This window comes from Streptomyces sp. Tu 3180 (assembly GCF_009852415.1).
Classification (GTDB): Bacteria; Actinomycetota; Actinomycetes; order Streptomycetales; family Streptomycetaceae; genus Streptomyces.
Genome location: NZ_WOXS01000002.1, coordinates 1,526,806 through 1,546,172, shown reverse-complemented (window position 1 = coordinate 1,546,172; position 19,367 = coordinate 1,526,806). Strand labels below are relative to the sequence as shown.

At 75.5% G+C, this 19,367-nt stretch carries 7 protein-coding genes; 4 read left to right on the top strand and 3 right to left on the bottom strand.

Annotated elements, in window-relative coordinates; translation table 11 throughout:
* The first annotated feature begins 29 nt into the window (after positions 1-29).
* Together GL259_RS07845 and GL259_RS07840 are read left to right on the top strand one after the other, a co-directional pair.
* Positions 30-1,547 (top strand): glutamate-cysteine ligase family protein, encoded by a 1,518-nt coding sequence (locus GL259_RS07845; RefSeq protein WP_159530513.1) that lies wholly within the window; start codon positions 30-32, stop codon positions 1,545-1,547.
* 80 nt (positions 1,548-1,627) lie between these two features.
* Entirely contained in the window at positions 1,628-2,428 is an 801-nt protein-coding gene (locus GL259_RS07840; protein WP_159530511.1) for a type II CAAX endopeptidase family protein, read from the top strand.
* Between the two features lie 57 nt (positions 2,429-2,485).
* On the opposite strand, the gene GL259_RS07835 is transcribed toward GL259_RS07840, so the two are convergent.
* From GL259_RS07835 to GL259_RS07825, 3 genes are all read right to left on the bottom strand, one after another.
* Positions 2,486-3,295: a PhzF family phenazine biosynthesis protein gene (locus GL259_RS07835; RefSeq protein WP_159530509.1), complete on the bottom strand. Its 810-nt coding sequence runs from the start codon at positions 3,293-3,295 to the stop codon at positions 2,486-2,488.
* A gap of 1,086 nt (positions 3,296-4,381) precedes the next feature.
* Positions 4,382-4,900, bottom strand: a complete 519-nt coding sequence (locus tag GL259_RS07830; protein WP_159530507.1) for an RNA polymerase sigma factor — start codon at positions 4,898-4,900, stop codon at positions 4,382-4,384.
* A gap of 58 nt (positions 4,901-4,958) precedes the next feature.
* Positions 4,959-6,296 (bottom strand): protein kinase, encoded by a 1,338-nt coding sequence (locus GL259_RS07825; protein WP_159530505.1) that lies wholly within the window; start codon positions 6,294-6,296, stop codon positions 4,959-4,961.
* A 471-nt stretch (positions 6,297-6,767) separates the two neighbouring features.
* Between GL259_RS07825 and GL259_RS07820 the strand changes: the two genes are divergently transcribed.
* Both GL259_RS07820 and GL259_RS07815 read left to right on the top strand, forming a co-directional pair.
* Positions 6,768-15,503, top strand: coding sequence for a non-ribosomal peptide synthetase (locus GL259_RS07820; RefSeq protein WP_159530503.1), 8,736 nt, complete (start codon positions 6,768-6,770; stop codon positions 15,501-15,503).
* Positions 15,496-19,299: a type I polyketide synthase gene (locus tag GL259_RS07815; protein WP_159530501.1), complete on the top strand. Its 3,804-nt coding sequence runs from the start codon at positions 15,496-15,498 to the stop codon at positions 19,297-19,299. Before GL259_RS07820 ends, GL259_RS07815 begins: the two co-directional genes overlap by 8 nt.
* The last annotated feature ends 68 nt before the right edge of the window (positions 19,300-19,367 follow it).

The window sequence follows — 19,367 nt, the reverse complement described above, 5'->3', positions numbered from 1 at the left end:
GGTCCGCCCATCCGAGGAGGGACCCTTCGATGGGGGAGAAGGTCGTGGCGGGTCAGTTCGACCTGTCCGATCGCCAGCGCTACCGCGACAAGCTCCGCAAGTGTCTGACGGGCTTGGAGCGACTCCTGGCGGAGAAGCGGTTCGACCGCCCCAAGAACCTCATGGGGCTGGAGATCGAATTGAATCTCGCGGGCGCCGACGGCATGCCGAAAATGTTGAACGCGCAAGTCCTCGAACGCATCGCGAGCCGGGATTTCCAAACAGAACTCGCCATGTTCAACCTGGAAGTCAACATCGCCCCCCACCGTCTGGGCGGGCGGGTATTCGACCGGCTCGACGAGGAACTGCGGACCTCGCTCGGCTACGCCGACCGAAAAGCCGGCGAGGTCGACGCGGGCATCGTGATGATCGGCATCCTGCCGACACTGGACCGGGACGACCTGGTCTCCTCGAACCTCTCCGCCGTCGACCGCTACACCCTGCTCAACGACCAGATCGTGGCCGCGCGCGGTGAGGACTTCAAGCTCGACATCGACGGGGTGGAGCACCTCAGCTGCACCTCGAAGTCCATCGCGCCCGAGGCCGCCTGCACCTCCGTGCAGCTGCACCTCCAGGTCACCCCGGACCGCTTCGCCGACGTGTGGAACGCGGCGCAGGCCGTCGCCGCCGCCCAGATCGCCGTGGGCGCCAACTCCCCCTTCCTCTTCGGCCGTGAACTGTGGCGCGAGTCGAGGCCGCCGCTGTTCCAGCAGTCCACCGACACCCGTCCGCCCGAGCTCCAAGCCCAGGGGGTGCGGCCGCGCACCTGGTTCGGGGAGCGGTGGATCACCTCGGCCTTCGACCTCTTCGAGGAGAACCTGCGCTACTTCCCGGCCCTGCTGCCGATCTGCGACGACGAGGACCCCCTCCGGGTGCTGGAGGAGGGCGGCGTCCCCACCCTCGCCGAACTCGTCCTGCACAACGGCACCATCTACCGGTGGAACCGCCCGGTCTACGGCATCGCCGACGGTGTCCCGCACCTGCGGGTGGAGAACCGCGTGCTGCCCGCGGGACCCACCGTCACCGACGTCATCGCCAACGCGGCCTTCTACTACGGCGTGGTCCGCGCCCTCGCCGAGGACAGCCGGCCGGTGTGGAGCCGGCTGCCCTTCGAGGCGGCCGCCGCCAACTTCGACGCCGCCTGCAAGGACGGCATCGACGCCCGCCTCACCTGGCCCCGGCGCGGCCGCTACGGCGGTACGGCCGAGGTGGACGCGGTCACCCTCGTCCGCGACGAGCTGCTGCCGCTCGCCGAGGCCGGACTGGACGCGTGGGGCATCGAGCCCGCCGACCGCGACCTGTACCTCGGGGTGATCGAGGAGCGGTGCCGGCGCCGGGTGAACGGCGCGACCTGGCAGTCCGCGACCTTCCACCGGGCCCTGGACCTGGGACTCGGCCGTGAGGCCGCGCTGGCCGCCACCACCCGCCGCTACCGCGAGCTGACGCAGCAGGGCGATCCGGTGCACACCTGGCCGGTGGGCCTGCCGGAACCGGTACCGGCGGTCTGACCGCTCCCCGCGGACCGCCGGCCGGGCGCACAGCGGCTGCCCCCATACTGATCGGACCGATCGGTGATGTGGAGGCAGGTGTGCAGGCGGAGGCGGGCCCGGTGGCCGATTCGTATCCTGAGCGCGGACTCTCGCGGACGACGCTCCGCAACGAGACGCTGCTCGTGCTCGCGCTCTCGCTCGGCGCGAGCGGCGTGTCCGCGCTGATCAGTTTCCTCGGCTCGGTCACCGAACCGGGCGGTCTGAAGGACCAGGCGGCCACGCTCAACGCCTCGGCCGCCCCGGGCCGCCCCTGGCTGGACCTGGCCTGGCAGCTCTTCGGGATCACCACGGCGCTCGTGCCGGTGGCGCTCGTCGCGCACTTCCTGCTGCGCGAGGGAGCGGGGCTGCGCACCCTCGGCTTCGACCGCACCCGGCCCTGGTCCGACCTCGGCCGCGGAGCGGCGGTCGCGGCGGTCATCGGCAGCAGCGGCATCGCGTTCTACCTGGCCATGCGCGGGCTCGGCTTCAACCTCACGGTGGTGCCGGAGGCGCTGCCCGAGGTGTGGTGGAAGTACCCGGTGCTGATCCTCTCGGCGATGCAGAACTCGATCCTCGAGGAGGTCGTCGTCGTCGGCTACCTGCTGCGCCGGCTGGACCAGCTGGGCTGGTCCCCGGGCGCCGCGCTGGCGGCCAGTTCGGTGCTGCGCGGCTCGTACCACCTCTACCAGGGCATCGGCGGGTTCATCGGCAACATGGTCATGGGCGTGGTGTTCGTGTACCTCTACCGGCGCTGGGGCCGGGTGGGGCCGCTGGTGGTCGCCCACACGCTGCTCGACATCGGGGCGTTCGTGGGGTACGCGCTGCTGGCCGGCAGGGTGGACTGGCTCCCGACGGCGTGAGCCGCCCGGGAACGGGGGCGTGCGGCACGGCCGCGCGCCCCCGTCGTCGTGCCGGGCTCAGACCAGCAGATCGCCCTCGATGACCGTCACGGCCCGTCCGCTCAGCAGGGTGCGCTCGCCGCGCAGCTCCGTGCGCACGCGCCCGGAGCGCGGTGAGGCCTGGAGGCCGGTGAGGGCGGGACGGCCGAGGCGTTCGGACCAGTAGGGGGCCAGAGCGGTGTGCGCGCTGCCGGTGACCGGGTCCTCGTCGATGCCGACGTTCGGGAAGAAGCAGCGGGAGACGAAGTCGTAGCCCAGGGCGGGGTTCTCGGCGCGGGCGGTGGCGATGACGCCGCGCTCGGAGTAGGCGGTCAGGGCCTTGAGGTCGGGCCGCAGGGCGTGCACGGTCCGTTCGTCGGCGAGCTCGACGAGCAGGTCCCCGACGTTCGGGCCGGTGTCGAAGGCCGTGCGCGGCCGGGCGCCCAGCGCCTCGGCGACGCCCTCGGGAACGTCGACCGCGGTGAGCGGGGCGGTGGGGAAGTCCAGCGTGACGGTGCCGTCCTCGCCGGGGGTGGCGACGAGGACGCCGCTGCGGGTGGCGAACCGCACCGGCCCCTCGTGCGCACCGGTGGTGTGCAGGACGTGCGCGGTGGCCAGGGTCGCGTGGCCGCACATCGCGACCTCGGTGGCGGGGGTGAACCAGCGCAGCGCCCAGTCGGCCTCGCCGCCCTCGGGGAGGGGATGGGCGAAGGCCGTCTCGGCGTGGTTGACCTCCAGGGCGACGTTCTGCAGCCAGGGGTCGTCCGGGAAGGCGTCCAGGAGCAGGACCCCGGCGGGGTTGCCGGCGAAGGGCCGGTCGGTGAAGGCGTCGACGATTCGAATCCGCATGGCCCGACCGTAAGGGCTCGGGGGAAGCGGCGACCAAGGCCAATGCGCGGGGACTGGACCGGTCGGTGCCGGCCGCCGGGACCGTCGGCGCGGGGTGTCACCCGGGGGCGGCGGCCGGCCGGGATCGGTGGGGCGCCGTTCACCGGACTCCAGGCGTGACGGGTACCCCGTCGGCACGCCCTCGCCGACGAGGTTCGCCCGGCTCATGCCCCGCTCCAGCCGGAGCCTTCTCAGCCGACGGCCGAAGTGCGGCTGCTCGGGCGTCTCCCAGCCCCCACGCCCAGGAAGAAGGACGGTACGTCCGTGGTGACCACGAGTGCGTCCGGCGCTTCGCCCCGCAAGGAGAGGGGAGCCGTGCGCCCGGCTCCCTCCGCCCACCGGCACCTCACCGGGAACGGCACACCGGCCGGCGCGGCACCCCGGGGTGCCTGCACGGCCCACGCCTCCCCCCGGGGACCCGGTCGTCACGGCCGAGGAACCCGAATTCGCCCGGAAATTCGGCCTGAGCGCGGCCGGGATACGCGGGCGCCGTCTCCTCGGCCCCCTCCACGCGCAGGCGCCGAACCGTCCGCGGGAACAGTTCACCGCCCTTTCCGAGGGCCGTCGCCGTCGTTTCACGGAAAGGGTGACGGGGCGCGACGGCACCGGCCGGACCTTTTCCGCGGAAGTGGCCGGCACCGCCGTCGGGGGCCCGTCGGGAGAATTCGCCGGCCCGGTCGTCGTTCTCCGCCCCGCAGCCGGTGTCCACCGGCCGGAAAAGGGCGGCGGGGCGGGGGAATCCACGGGGCCGGTGCTCAGCGCCCTCGACGCACAGGTCCCGCAGGGAGCGGCCGGCGGCGAGTCCACGGTGCAGCCGGCCTCCCGTCTCCCGCTGAGCCGTCAGGGGATCGAGTACCGCGTCGGACGGATGCTGCGGAGGTCCGACGCGCCCCACCGTCCCGCGCTGGTGGCCCGCGCCCACGCGCTCGGCGTGTTCGCCGCGGGCCGGTGGCTGCCCCGCGTCCCTCCGGAGCGGGCCCAGCGCCCCGGGCGGAGTCCGCCGGCGCGTGCCCGGGAGCCGGCCGCCGCGGGAGGCCGGCGTCCGCCTCACGCGGCCGAGGGCTGCCACGCCTCCTGGAACCGGCGGCGGGCGCGGAACAGCCGGGAGCGCACGGTCCCCACGGGCAGGGACAGCACCTCGGCCATCTCCTCCTCGTTGAGCCCGTAGGCGCGCAGGGTGAGGACCTGCCGGTGCGCCTGCGACAGCCGCTCCAGCACATCGCTGATGTGCACCGCGTCCAGCGGGTTCGTCTCCTGTCTCGACTCCAGGTGCGAGCAGGTCCGTTCCTCGCCGTACCGCTTCGCCGCGCGGACGGCCTCACGGACCGTCACCGAGCGCACCCAGCCGTAGAAGGCGGCCGGTTCGCGCAGGGTGCCCAGGCCGCGGTAGATGGCGAGCAGCGCCTCCTGGGTGGCGTCGGCGCCGTCGTCGTGGGTGATGGACCGGCAGATGCGCGCGACATAGGGCGTGATGCCGGTCAGCAGATGGTTCATCGCGTGCTCGTCGCCCGCCTGGGCTCGGGGCAGCAGCGTCAGGGGAGAGGGGGGTGCGCTGACGGTGGTCATGCGGGAGGAACTCCTCACGGCGGCCGGGCGTGTGCGTGAGCCGGGGGCGGGGCGGCCTTCAGGCGGGGTCCGCGGGGGCGTGCCCGGGCCGGGCGGTGTCCGCGAAGGCGAGGAGGCCCTGGAGGACGTCGTCGCGGAACGCCGCGGTGAAGGACGGGCTGAAACAGGCCGTGTAGTGCGGGAACTCGATGGAGAGCCGGCCCTCGAAGGAGACCACGCACGCCATGAGGGGGCTGCGCCCCGCCTGCGGGAAGTACTGCTCGCGGGCGGGCACGAGGCGGACGTCGACCGCCTGCAGCCCGCTCGGCAGCCGGGGGCCGGGGACGACACCCATGTTGGTGGCGATCACCGTCGCCAGCTGCAGCGTGGGGTTCCGGGGGATCTCCGGGGTGATCCGCATCTCGTGGAACTGGTCGCCGCGGGCGATGAAGTCGCCCAGGCGGGCGTGGACGGTGCGCGCCAGTTCCAGCGGATCCGGGGACCCGGACACCTCCAGGGTCTGCAGGTGGGTGGTGACCGCGGGCACCATGACCGACGCGGGCAGCGGCGGGGACAGCCGCGACCGCAGGTCGACGGGGGACAGGCAGCCGAGGGTCCGGGGGCCGTCACCGTCCAGGCGCCGCCTGGCCGCCGTCAGCAGCGACGCCGCGATCAGGGAGTGCACGGAGACGCCCGACTGCCGCGCCGCCCGGCGCAGACGTGCGGTGCGCTCCGTGTCCAGGGTCAGCCGGCACACCTCGATGTGCCCGCCGCCGGAGCCGTCCCCGCCCGGGCCGGGCCCGGTGGCGGACGCGGGCCGCACGTCGTACGGCACGAGCTCGACCGGGTGCCGCCGCACCTCCTCGAGGCGGCCGTCCAGGTACTTGGCCGTGTCGGCCTCGTCGGCGGGAGGCAGCAACGCGCTCACGGGCTGCGGCCAGTGCGGCTCCGCGGACACGGCGGCCGCCGCGGCCGCGGTCCCCTCCCCCTCGACCAGCGCCCGGTAGCGGTCCCACAGCGCGTTGTGCAGGGCGATGCTGCTGTGGCCGTCGGTGACGGTGTGGTCCACCAGCAGCACGAACAGGTGGCGGTCGCCGTCCGGTGCGCTGACCAGGACGGCGCGGGTCAGCGGCCCCCCGACCGGCAGGGGCGTGTTCAGCTCGGCGGCGTAGGCCTCGTCCTCGTCACCGGTGCGCGTGACCAGCCGGGGCCGCTCGTCCTCCCCGAGGAGGCGCAGCGCGTGACCCGTACCGTCCGGCACGATGCGCGAGCGCAGCGTCGGGTTCTCCTCGGTCACCGCGTCGAACGCGGCCGACAGCGCCTCGACGTCGACGCGCCCGCGCAGGGAGCAGGAGAGGACGGCCCTGCTTCTCTGGCCCACGTAGAGTGTCTCGACCGGACACAGCGCACGGTGCATGCCGTCAGCCCTCTTTCGATCGTCCATTTCGTGTCTCCGCGGCCACGCGTCGGCCCCCGGCGTCGGCCGGACGGGGAATTCGGGGCCCCTCCGAGAGTGCACCGCGCGGCACGGACGGATCCACCCGAGAGGGCGGCGGAAAGGGAAGTCGCATGATTTCCCTAAAGGTTGGTTCCGGTCGCGCACTCCCTCCGGTTCGATTCTCCAGGGGAAAACCTGAATTGACGCCCGTGTGCCCGGACCGGCCTTGACCCTTTCGATCCCGGTACCGCACCGTGATGTGCCGTAGAACCGGCGGTGGGGCGACACGGATTCCCACCCCCTCGGCGTGCGGTCTCCCCTTTCCACCCCGTGGGCCGGCCCTGTGCGTACGACGACGCGAGGGCGGCGCGGGGCGACGGCCGCACCCGTCCGATCCGGCCCGGGCCTTCACCGGCCGGGACACCACGGCTGCCACGTGAGGGTTGCGCTATGCCACTCCAGGACGACGAACCTCGACCGCTGTCCGGAGCCCAGGAAGGGCTCTGGTACGCCCAACGGCTCGCGCCGGACAGCGCCGCGTACAACACCGCAGAAGCGGTCGAGATCCACGGCCCCCTCGACAGCGGCCTCTTCGAGACCGCCCTGCGGCGCACCGTCGCCGAGGCCGACACCTTCGCCCTGCGCTTCGTCGACACCGACGACGGCCCCCGGTGCCGCACCGCGCCGGATCCGGACGACTGGACCCTGCACCGGATCGACGTCCGTGACGCGGAGGACCCCGAGGCCGCCGCCTGGGCGTGGATCCGCGCGGACCTCACGACCCCGGTGGACACGGAGAAGGGGCCGCTGTTCTCGCACGCCCTGCTGACCCTGGCGCACGACCGCTCCATCTGGCTGCTGAGGGCCCATCACATCCTGCTCGACGGCTACAGCTACAAGCTCCTCGGGCGGCGCCTCGCCGAGACGTACACCGCGCTGGCCGCCGGGCGCGAACCGGCCCCCGCCGTCTTCGCGCCGGTGAGCCGGCTGCAGGCCGAGGAGGCGGCCTACCGGAACTCCGAGCGGTACACCCGCGACCGCGCCCACTGGGCCGGCCGCCTGGCCGGACTGCCCGAGCCCGCCCGCCTCACCTCCCGCACCGCCGCCCCCACCGCCCCCTTCCTGCGCCGCACCGCCGAACTGGAGCCCGCCGAGACCGACGCCCTCGACGCGGCCGCCGCGCGCCTGGACGTCTCGCGCACCGACCTGCTGACCGCCGCCACCGTCGCGTACCTGCACCGGATGACCGCCGCCGAGGACCTGGTGCTCGGCCTGGCCACGATGAGCCGGCTCGGCAGTGCCGCGCTGCGCACCCCCGGCACCGCCTCCGACGTCCTCCCGCTGCGCGTGGCCGCCGCCCCGGACACACCCGTCGCGGAGCTGGTGCGCGCCGTCGCGGACGAACTGCGGGCCGTGCGCCGGCACCAGCAGTACCGGGGCGAGTTCCTGCGCCGCGACCTGGGCCTGCTGGGCACCGGACGCCGGCTGTACGGACCGGTGCTGAACATCGTCCCGTTCGACGAGTCACCGGTCTTCGACGGACACCCCGCGACCTGGCACCACCTGTCCGGCGGAGCAGTCGACGACCTGCAGATATCGGTACGGCCCGGGGCCCGGCCCGGCGGCCTGTGGCTGGCCTTCGACGCCAACCCCGCCCTGTACGAGGAGGACGAACTCGCCCTGCACCGCGAGCGGTTCCTGACCGTGCTGCGCCGACTGGCCGAGGCGGCGCCGACGACGCCGCTGCGGGACCTGGACGTGCTGCTGCCGGGCGAGCACCCCCGCGACACGCCCGTGCGCACCCACCCGGTCGAGCACACCCTCACGGAGCTGTTCGAGCGGCAGGCCGCGGCCGTACCCGGGCGGACCGCCGTCACCTGCGGCGACGAACACCTCACGTACGCCGAGCTCAACGCCGAGGCCAACCGCCTGGCCCGGCTGCTGACCGAACACGGCGCGGGGCCGGGCCGGGTGGTGGCCCTGGCCCTGGAGCGCGGCGTGCGGCTGCTGCCCGCCCTGCTGGCCGTGCTCAAGACGGGCGCCGCCTACCTCCCCCTGGACCCCGGCCACCCGGCGGAGCGGCTGCGGCTGGTCGTCGAGGACGCGGCACCCGTCGCGCTCGTCACCGAGCAGGCCCACGCCGGCCCGGCCGCCGGGAACGCGTGCCCCGTCGTCGTGCTGGACGACCCGGAGACGGCCGCCGGTCTCGCCCGCCGGTCCGCGGCCGACCTGACCGACGCCGACCGGCACGGGCCGACGGGCCCGTCCGACACCGCCTACATCATCCACACCTCGGGTTCCACCGGCCGCCCCAAGGGCGTCCCGGTGCCGCACTCCAACGTCGTCCGGCTCTTCGCCGCCGCCGCGGAGCACTTCGACTTCGGCGCCGACGACGTCTGGACGCTGTTCCACTCCTACGCCTTCGACTTCTCGGTCTGGGAGATCTGGGGCGCCCTGCTGCACGGCGGCCGGGCCGTCGTCGTCCCGTACGCCGTCAGCCGCTCGCCCCGGGACTTCCTGGAGCTGCTGCACCGGGAGGGCGTCACCGTCCTCAACCAGACGCCCTCCGCCTTCGAGCAGCTGATCGACGCCGACCTCGAACGGGACGGCGGGACGGGCGCGTTGCGCTACGTGGTGTTCGGCGGCGAGGCCCTGCGCCCGGAGCGCCTGCGCCCCTGGGCGGACCGGCACGGCCTGGACCGCCCGGCGCTGGTGAACATGTACGGCATCACCGAGACCACCGTGCACGTCACCCACCACCGCCTCACCCGCGCCGACCTGGACGACCCGCGCCGCACCGGCGTCATCGGCCGCCCGCTCGCCGATCTGCGCGTGCACCTGCTCGACGCCGGCGGACGCCCGGTGCCGCCCGGCGCGACCGGCGAGATGTACGTCTCCGGCGCGGGCGTGGCCGCCGGATACCTGAACCGGCCCGAACTGACCGCCGAACGCTTCCTGGACGACCCCCACGGCCCGCCCGGCACCCGGATGTACCGCTCGGGCGACCTGGCCCGGCGCCGCGCGGACGGCACGCTCGACTACCTCGGCCGGGCCGACGCACAGGTGCAGATCCGCGGCTTCCGCGTCGAACCGGGCGAGATCGAGGCCGCCCTCGCCACCCACCCGGGCGTCGCCCGGGCCGCCGTGGTGGTCCGCCGCGCCGACAACGGCGCCCAGCAGCTCGTCGCCTACACCGTCCCCGCCGGCGGCGAACCGCCGAGTCCCGCCGACCTGCGTGCCCACGCCGCGGCCCGGCTGCCCGAGCACATGGTCCCGGCCGCCTGCGTGCCCGTCGAGACCCTGCCGCTGACCGCCAACGGCAAGCTGGACACCGCGGCCCTGCCCGCCCCGGACTTCGCCGCCGCCGCGTCCGGCGCCCGCCCCGCCACACCCCGACAGGTCCTGGTGTGCGGCCTGTTCGAGGACGTCCTGCGGCTGCCGCGCGACACCGTCGGCACCGACGTGAACTTCTTCGACCTCGGCGGCGACTCCCTGCTCGCCACCCGCCTGCTGGCCCGCCTGCGGCACGAGACCGGCGCCGAGATCCCCATCACGGCCCTGTTCGAGACGCCGACACCGGCCGCCCTCGCCGAACGGCTCACCGAACGGACCGGCACCGCCCTCCCGCGCCCCGCCCTGGGCGACGCCGTACGCCCGGAGCGCGTGCCGCTGTCCTTCGCCCAGGAACGCATGTGGTTCCTCCACCGGCTCGACGACGGAGCGGCGACCTACCACATCCCCCTCCTCGTCCCGGCGCCCGCCGGCCTCGACACCGAGGCGCTGCGCGCGGCCCTCGGCGACCTGGCCGACCGCCACGAGACCCTGCGGACGGTGTTCGCCGAGCACGACGGCGTGCCGTACCAGCGCGTCCTGCCGCCCGGCGGCCTGCGCCCGCGGCTGCGCCTGGTGGACTGCCCCGCCGCGGAGACCGCCGCCCACGTCACCGCCGCGCTGCGGCACCGCTTCGACCTGACCGCGGAAAGCCCCCTCGCCGCCTGGCTGCTGGGCACCGGAACCGACCGCACCCTGCTGCTCGTCCTGCACCACGGCGCGGCCGACGGCTGGTCGCTGCGCCCCTTCGCCGACGACCTGAGCACCGCCTACGCGGCCCGCCGCGCCGGCCGGGCGCCCGAGTGGGCCCCGCTGCCCGTGCAGTACGCCGACTACGCCCTGTGGCAGCGCGCCCTGCTGGCCCCCGAGCCGGACGGCCCGGGACGGCTGGAGCGGCTGACCGCCCACTGGCGCACGGCGCTCGCCGGCCTGCCCGAGGAGTGCACCCTGCCCGGCGACCGGCCGCGTCCCGCCGCGCCGCGCGGCGGCGGCGCGCACGTCGAGGCCGACGTCGACGCCGCCCTGCACCGCGACCTGCTGGGCCTGGCCGACCGCGCGGGCGCCAGCCTGTTCATGGTGCTGCACGCCGCGGTCAGCGCCCTGCTCACCCGCTGCGGCGCCGGCGAGGACATCGTCCTCGGCACCCCGGTCGCGGGCCGTACCGAACCCGCCCTGGACCACCTGATCGGCCTGATCACCAACACCCTGGTCCTGCGGGCCGACACCTCCGGCGACCCCGCCTTCCGGGACCTCCTCGCCCGGCTGCGCAAGGACGACCTGGCCGCCCTGGACCACCAGGACCTGCCCTTCGACCGCCTGGTGGACGACCTCAACCCGCCCCGCACGCCCGGCCGGCACCCGCTGTTCCAGGTGATGCTGGCCCTGCAGAACAACGAACCCGCCGAACTCCTGCTGGACGGAAGGCGGAACCGGCTGCGGCCGACCGCCACCGGCACCGCGAAGTTCGACCTCTTCGTCGACGTCCTGGAACGGCGCACCCCCGAGGGCGCGCCCGACGGCCTCACGGTCCACGTCGAGTACGCCACGGACCTGTACGACGCCGGCACCGCCGAGGCGTTCACCCGCGCCCTGCACGACGTCCTGCGCACGGTGTGCGCCGATCCCGGCGTCCGCCTCGGGGAACTGCCGGCGCTCCCGGAGCGCACCCCGGTCCCGCCCGCGCCCGGCACCGCGGAGCTGGAGGGCGCGGCGCTGTCCGTGCCCGGCATCCGCGACGCCCGCGCCCTCCCGGGCACCGACGGCCGTCCGCCGCGCCTGTACGTGGTGCCGGGACGCGCGGACGCCGCCGAACGCGTCGAGGAGGTCCTGCACCGCGCCGGCCACGGCACGGTCCGCGTCACGGCGGTCAGCACGCTGCCCCTCGACGGCGACGGCGCCGTCGACACCGAGGCGCTGCGCGCCCTGCCCGCCGCCGACCGCACCGCGGCCGGGACCTGGCGGGAGCACCTGGCCCGCGTCCCCGGCGTCACCGCCGCCGAGGTGACGGCGGAGGACGTCCCCGAGGAACTCGGCCGCCGCCACACCGGCCTGCCCGACCGCACCGAACCGCCCGCCGCGACCGCCGCCACCGGTCCCGCGTCCACCGTCCCGGCGCTCAGCGAGGGCCCCGCCCTCCGCGAACCGTCCGTGTCCGGCTGGGCGCAGGCCCTGCGGCGCGCCGCCGAGCGGGACCGGGGCGACATCGTCCACGTCCACGCCGACGGCAGCGAGCACCGGCGCAGCTACGCCTCCCTGATCCCGGAGGCCTCCCGGGTGCTCGCCGGACTGCGCCGGGCCGGGCTGCGCCCCGGTGACCAGGTCATCCTCCAGTGCGACGCGAGCGAGGACTTCCTCGCCGTGCTCTGGGGCTGCATCCTCGGCGGCTTCGTCGCCGTCCCGCTGACCGTCCCCGCCTCCTACGCCACGCCCTCCGCGGCGCTGACCAAGCTGGAGGGCATCTGGCGGATGCTCGGCAGGCCCTGGATCGTGTGCTCGGCCGACCGCGAGGCCGGGCTGCGCGACCTCGCAACCCGGCAGGAGTGGCCCGGGCTGCGGCTGACCACGGCCGACGCGCTGCGCGAGGCGCCCGAGGACCACGACTGGCACCCCGCCCGGCCCGACGACCTCATCCTGATGCTGATGACGTCCGGCAGCACGGGCCTGCCCAAGGCGGTGCGCCTCACCCACCGCAACGTGCTGACCCGCTCCGCCGCCACCGAGCAGATGAACGGGCTCGGCGCGGCGGACGTCTCCCTGAACTGGATCCCGCTCGACCACGTCACCGGCGTGGTGATGTTCCACCTGCGCGACGTGTACCTGGGCTGCCGTCAGATCCACGCGCCCACCTCCTGGATCCTCCAGGACCCGCTGCGCTGGATGGACCTCGCCGACCGGCACCGGGTCACCGTCACCTGGGCGCCCAACTTCGCCTTCGGGCTGCTCGCCGAACAGGCCCACCGCTTCGCGGACCGCACCTGGGACCTGTCGCCGATGCGGCTGGTGATGAACGCGGGCGAGGTCGTCGTGGCCGCCGCGGCCCGCCGGTTCCTGCACGCGCTCAGGCCCTTCGGCCTGCCGCAGGACGTGATGCACCCCGGCTGGGGCATGTCCGAGACCTGCTCGGTGGTCACCGACGCCGTGCTGCCGGCCGAACCCGCCGACGGGGAGGGTACGTTCGTCAGCTGCGGCCTGCCCTACCCCGGGTTCGCCATGCGGATCGTCGACGACGCCGGCACGGTGCTCGCCGAGGGCGACGCCGGACGGCTCCAGGTCCGCGGCACCTCCGTGACCGGCGGCTACCACGACAACCCGGAGGCCAACGCCGAGGCGTTCACCGGGGACGGCTGGTTCGACACCGGCGACCTGGCGTTCCTGCGCGACGGCGAGCTGTACATCACCGGCCGCGCCAAGGACGTCATCATCGTCAACGGCGTCAACCACTACAGCCACGAGATCGAGGCCTGTGTCGAGGAACTGCCGCACGTGGTGCGCAGTTTCACCGCCGCGGTCGCGGTGCGCTCCGACCCGTCGGCGCCCACCGACGAACTGGCCCTCTTCTTCCAGCTCGCCCCCGAGGCCCGCGAGACCTCCGGAGGGGACACGGCCGCCGCCCTGCGCGAGATCGCCGGCAAGGTGACCCGGGAGATCGGCGTCAGCCCCGCCTTCCTGATCCCGGTGGAGGCGGACGCCGTCCCCAAGACCGAGATCGGCAAGATCCAGCGCACCAGGCTGCGCAAGAGCTTCGAGGCGGGCGCCTTCGACGAGGAGGTCCGCCGGGCCCAGCTGCTGCTGGGCACCGCCGCCACCGTGCCCGACTGGTTCCTGCGGCCGGTGTGGCGGCGCGCCCGCGCGCACCGGCCCGCCGCGGTCCCGCCCGGCCGGCACACCCTCGTCCTGGCGGGCGCCGACCCGCGCGTCCACCGGCTCGCCGGGCGGGTCGCCGACGCGCTGCGCTCCGGCGGCGGACTGTGCACCGTGGTCACCGACGGCACGGCGTACACCCGGCTCGACGCCGCCCACTACCGGATGCGGCCCGCCGAGGAGGCCGACCACACCGCGCTGCTGGAGCAGTTGGAGCGCGACCTGCGGCCGGTCGACGCCGTCCTCCACCTCGACGGGCTGAGCACCGCCGGGACGCCCGGGGCGGCACCGGCCGGCGACACCGGCCCGGCACGCCTGCTCGCGCTCGTCCGGGCCCTCGCCGCCCGGCCCGGCCGGCCGCGCCCCGTCGACCTGCTGCACGTGACGGCCGGCGCCCGGGCCGTCCGCCCCGGCGACCGCCCCTCCCCGGCGCACGCCATGGCGGGCGCCCTGCTCAAGTCGCTGGGCGAGGAACTCGGCTGGCTGCGCGGCACGCACCTCGACCTGGCCGCGGACACCGACGAGGACCCGCTGCCCGTCCTGCTGGCCGAGACGGCGACGGCACCGTCCGACACCGAGGTGGCCCACCGCGACGGACACCGCCACGTGCGCCGCCTGGCGCCCCTGCCGGACACGCCGCCCCGCGCACAGGCGTCCGCGCGGAGCGGGTTCACCCTCGTCAGCGGAGGACTGGGCGGTGTCGGCAGCGAGGTCGCGGCCCATCTGCTGCGCACGCCCGGCACCCGGCTGCTGATCCTGGGACGCACACCGCTTTCCGGGCGGGACGAGCCGGGACCCGCGCAGGCCCGCCGCGAGGCCCTGAGGCGGCTGCGCGAGCTGGGCGAGGTCCGCTACGCGTGCGCCGACGTCACCGACCTGGCGCAGGTGCGGGCCGCGGTGGACGCCGCCACCGAGGCGTGGGGAGTGCCCCTGGCGGCGGTGCTGCACCTGGCCGGGACCCTCGTCGAACGCCCCGTCGGCGACCTGGACCCCGCCACCTGGCGCCGGGCGCTGGAGGCGAAGGCGGACGGCGCGTGGACGCTGCACCGGCTCACCGAGGACCACCCGGTCGGCTCCTTCGTCACCTTCTCCTCCGTGAACGGCTGGTTCGGCGGCGCCATGAACGCCGCCTACGCCGCCGCCAACGCCTACCTGGACGCCCTCGCGCTGCACCGCCGCAGCCTCGGCCTGCCCGCACAGAGCCTGGCCTGGAGCATGTGGCGCGAGCACGGCATGAGCCGCGGCTACGGCCTCACCGCGCTCACCGAGGCCCGCGGCTACCGGCCGCTCGACGCGGCCGCCGCGCTGCGCTCCTTCGACCTGGCCCGCACCCTGGACGAGCCGCACCTGCTGATCGGCGCCGACCGCACCGCCCCCTGGGTGCGCAGCCACGTCGCCGCCCCCGCCCGCCCGGTGCGGCGCCTCGCCGCACGCGTCGGCCTGGCGGACGGCACCGACCTGGGCGCCCTGTACCGCGCGGCGGCCGACGCCGCCCGCGCGGCGGGCCTGCCCGACGACTGGGTGCTGCGCTCGGCCGGGGCCACCGGACGGCACGGCCAGGCGGACCCGGACGAGGAGGCGCGGCGGCTGGAGAGCCGCCTCGCCGAGGTGTGGTGCGGCGTACTGGGCCGCGACCGGGTGGGCCGGGACGAGAACTTCTTCGACCTGGGCGGCAACTCGCTGCTGCTCGTCACCGCGCAGAGCGCCGTCAACAGCGCCTTCGGCGCCGACCTGTCGGTCGTCGACCTGTTCGCCCACCCCACCGTGCGGGACCTCGCCCGCCACCTGGCCGCCCGGACCGGCCCCGGCACCACGAGCGGTCCGGAACCAGCACCGGACGCACCCGTCGCACGGCGGTCCGACGATCCCGCGCCACCGCGGTCCGCCGGGTCCGCACCGAGCGGCCTGGACCGCGCCAAGGAACGAGCACAGCGGCAACGCGCGGCCCGCGCCCGCCGCACCGCACGGCACGAAAGGGGCCGAGGCCATGCATGACACCACCGAGCCGCAGGACGAGCAGGCACCCGCCGTCGCCGTGATCGGCATGGCGGGCCGCTTCCCCGGCGCCGACGACCTGGACGCCTTCTGGGACAACCTGGCGGCCGGCCGGGAGGCGATGCGGCCGATCACCGACGAGGAGTTCCTCGCCGCGGGCGGGGACCCGCGCGACCTCGACGACCCCTCGCTGGTCCGCGTGGCCGCGGTCGTGGAGGGGGCGGACCGCTTCGACGCGGACTTCTTCGGGTACAGCCCCGCCGAGGCCGCCGTCGTGGACCCGCAGCAGCGGCTGCTGCTGGAGACCGCGTACCACGCCCTGGAGGACGCCGGCTGCCTGGGCGGCGACCGCACGGCCGGGACGTTCGGCGTGTACGCGGGCAGCGGCGACAGCCGCTACTACCCCGCCCACGTGTACCCGCGCCACGCCGGGCGGCCCGGCTCGGTCGAGCTCGTCCACGCGGCCACCGCCAACTCCCTCGGCACGCTCGCCACCCGCGTCTCCTACGAACTGGGCCTCACCGGCCCCAGCGTGTCCCTGCAGACCGCCTGCTCCACCGCCCTCGTCGCCGTGCACACCGCCTGCCAGGACCTGCTCGACCACCGGTGCGACACCGCGCTCGCCGCCGCGGTCTCCCTCAACCCCTCGGCGATGCTGGGCTACCGGCACGTGCCCGACGGGCCCTTCTCGCCCGACGGCCACTGCCGGGCCTTCTCGGCGGACGCCGCCGGCACCTCCTCCGGGGACGGCGTGGGAGCCGTGGTGCTCAAGCGCCTGGAGGACGCCCTCGCGGACGGCGACCGCGTCCGCGCCGTCATCCGCGGCAGCGCCGTCAACAACGACGGGCGCCGCAAGGTCGGTTTCAGCGCGCCCAGCGCCGCCGGGCAGACCGAGGTCGTCCTCGCGGCGCAGGCCCAGGCGGAGGTCGACGCCGGCACCATCGGACTGATCGAGGCGCACGGCACCGCCACCAAGCTCGGCGACCCCATCGAGGTGTCCGCGCTCACCGAGGCGTTCCGGCAGAGCACGGAGCGGACCGGCTTCTGCGCCCTCGGCTCGGTGAAGACCAACATCGGCCACCTGGGGGCGGCCGCCGGCATCGCGGGGCTCATCAAGGCCGTCCTGGCCCTGGAGCACCGGCAGATCCCGCCGAGCCTGCACTTCGACCGGCCCAACCCGCTCATCGACTTCGCCTCCGGTCCGTTCCGGGTGCCCACCGCCCTGGAGGACTGGCCCGAGGGCGACCACCCGCGCCGGGCCGCCGTCAGCGCCTTCGGCATCGGGGGCACCAACGCCCACGTCGTCCTGGAGGAGGCACCGCCCGCCGCCCCCGCCGCGCCCCGCCCGGCCCGGGAGGACCGGCGCCTGGTGCTGCCGCTGTCCGCGCGCACGGCCGGCGCGCTGCGCGGCCAGGCCGAGGCCCTCGCCCGCCACCTGGAGCGGCGGCCGGAACTGCGCCTGGACGACGTCGCGCACACCCTGCGCACGGACCGGCCCGCGCTGCGCCACCGCCTCACCGTGACCGCGGCCTCCCGCGAGGAGGCGCTGGACGCCCTGCGCGTCGCCGCCCCCGCCACACCGCCGACCGGGGACGAGCCCGCCCGGGTGGCGTTCCTGCTGCCGGGCGGCGGCACCCAGTACGCCGGCATGGGCGCCGGGCTCTACCGGGACCACGCGGTCTACCGGGACACCGTCGACGAGTGCGCCCGCATCCTGCGGCCCGCGCTCGGCACCGACCTGCGCACGGCGCTCTTCGAGCAGCAGCAGCCCGGCGACACGGCCGCGTTCCTCGGACTGGTGGTGACCGAGTACGCCCTGGCCCGCACGCTGATGGAGGCGGGCGTGCGCCCGGACGCGCTCATCGGCCATTCGCTCGGCGAGTACACGGCGGCCTGCCTGGCCGGCGTCATCGACCTGGAGGACATGCTGCCCCTGGTCACCGAACGCATCCGGCTGATCGCCTCCGCCGGCGGCGCCACCGTCGGCGTGGCCGCCCCCGCACAGGACGTGACGCCGCTGCTCGACGAGGAGCTGTCGCTGGCCGCGGTCAACGGCCCCGGCGCCTGCACCGTCGCCGGACACCTCGACGCGGTCGAGCGCCTGGAGGCCGAACTCACCCGCCGCGGCGTCCCGTTCCGCCGGCTGCGCATCCCCGTCGCCGCGCACTCCCACGTCCTGGACCCGGTCCTCGGGACCTTCGAGGGCCATCTGCGCACGGTGACGCTGCGCCCGCCGCGCATCCCGTACGTCACCAACGTCACCGGCAGCTGGGTCACCGACGCGCAGGCCACCTCCGTACGGCACTGGATCGACCACACCCGCAGGACCGTGCGGTTCGCCGACGGCATCGCCGCCCTGTGGGAGCGGCTGCGCCCCGTCCTCGTGGAGATCGGACCGGGGGACACGCTCACCAAGCTGGCCGCCGCCCGGCTCGCCGACGAGGCGCCGGTGACGGTGACCACCATGCGGCACGCCAAGGCCGAGGCGTCCGACGGCTTCGTCCTCGCCGAGGCCCTGGGCCGGCTGTGGAGCGCGGGCGTGGACACCGCCCTCCCGCCGGTGCCGGGCACCCCGCGGCGGGTCCCGCTGCCGGGGTACGCCTTCGAGCGGCAGCGCCACTGGATCGACGCACCCGGCGCCCGCACGGACCCCGCCGCGCCGGACGCCCCGGCCGCGGCGGACCGGGGCAGCGCCCTGGCCCCGCGGCCCCGGCTGACCACGCGGCTCGTGCCGCCGCGCACCGACCGCGAACAGGCGGTGGCCCGGCTGTGGGAGGAGACCCTGGGCATCGGCGGCATCGGTGTCCACGACAACTTCTTCGACCTCGGCGGCGACTCGATGCGCGCCGTGCTGCTGGCCGGCCGGCTGCGCCAGGCCGGCGTCCTCGACGTACCGGCCGCGAAGCTGCTGGCCGCGCCCACGGTGGCCGGGGTCCTCGAAGCGGCCGAGGAGGAGACCGCACGGACACCGGGCGCCGCCGCGCTGGGCCCGCTGCTGCCGCTGCGCGCCGAGGGCACCGCCACGCCCCTGTTCTGCGTCCATCCCGGGGCGGGCGTGTCCTGGCGCTACACGGGACTGCTGCCCCACCTGGGCGGCGACCAGCCCGTCTACGGCATCCAGGCCGCCGGTCTGGACGGCACCCGGCCGCCCGCGCCGGACGCCGGCGCCATGGTCACCGCGTACCTGGACCTGGTGCGGCAGGTGCAGCCGCACGGGCCGTACCGGCTGCTGGGCTGGTCGTACGGCGGATTCGTGGCGCACGCCATGGCCTGCGCGCTCCAGGAGCGCGGCGAGCGGGTCGAACTGCTCGCCATGCTCGACGCCCCGCAGCCGCACGGCACCGCCCACGACCCCGGCGCGGCCGAACGCCAGGTCGCGGCCCTGCTGTCGCGGGTCGCCGGGCTGCCGCCCGGGGCCGGGGCGCCGGACGTGGACGCGGTCCTCGACCGCATCGGCGCCCGGGTCGCCGACGACCCGGCCGCGTCACCGGTGACCCGCGAGGAGGCGGCCGCCATCGCGGCCGTGATGCGCAACAACCTGCGCATCGCACCGCAGTTCACCCCGGGCCTCTTCCGCGGTGACGTGCTGTTCTTCAGCGCGGACGAGGAGCCGGCCACGGACTTCCCGGCCGACCTGGCGGTGCTGGCCGGCAAGGCCGACGCCTGGCGGCCCCACGTGGACGGCACCCTGCACGACCACCGAGTCCCTTGCGGCCACTACGAGATGACCGAGCCCGAACCGATCGCCCGCATCGGCGCGGCGGTCGCCAAGGCGCTGCGCGCGCTCGGCGGATGACCCGCCGCGGCGCCCGCCCCCGTTCCGTGTCCCCGGCCCCCCGAGTACGCCCCGACCGTTCAGGAGAC